Source organism: Paenibacillus allorhizoplanae (genome assembly GCF_927798215.1).
Classification (GTDB): domain Bacteria; phylum Bacillota; class Bacilli; order Paenibacillales; family NBRC-103111; genus Paenibacillus_E; species Paenibacillus_E allorhizoplanae.
Genome location: NZ_CAKMMW010000065.1, coordinates 1 through 594 on the forward strand (window position 1 = coordinate 1; position 594 = coordinate 594).

Here is a 594-nt window from a genome sequence, read left to right on the forward strand (position 1 = left end):
AGCTGTTCGCAGGCAAGATCGTATTCGGCCAGAAGCTGCTTTAAATGAAGCTTGTACGCATAAGTAGCTTGTTTAGAACCAACAGAATGACTAGCAAGAGCAATAAGTGCTCGAGCCTTTATTTCGCCAGGCTGACGTTTCATTAGGGACTTCCACCCACATACCACATCTTGAGGCTCTAATTCCCTCAATTCTTCAGGTGTTGAGAAAAGCCTTAATGTGGCCAATGAGCCTTTGCACATAAGGTTTTTAAAGACTTGTCGCAACTCAGGGAACACAACGTCAACCCAACGATGAATTTGATTCTTCGCACTAACGAGTCTCGTTACGACAGAGTCCCGGTTTGAGAAAAAGACTCGAAGTTCTTCAAAGGCTTCAGGTGTGTTGCGAGTGAACGAGTAGTAGCCGTTCTTAACCATGTCCGCAATGACGAGAGCATCCTTTTTGTCGCTCTTAGATGGCGTATTGTCACGGTTTTCCTTATTCTTTTTCACAAGATGAGGATTGACGAGAACAACTTCATATTGACGCTCGGAGAGCCATTTAGAGACGTTAAGCCAGTAATGACCGGTAGGTTCCATACCAATGATAGCC

At 44.8% G+C, this 594-nt stretch carries 1 protein-coding gene; it reads right to left on the reverse strand.

Features of this window, described 5'->3' with window-relative positions:
- On the reverse strand, nucleotides 1-594 hold a 594-nt coding region (locus L6I86_RS35520), incomplete at both ends, for an IS110 family transposase (RefSeq protein ID WP_236293644.1).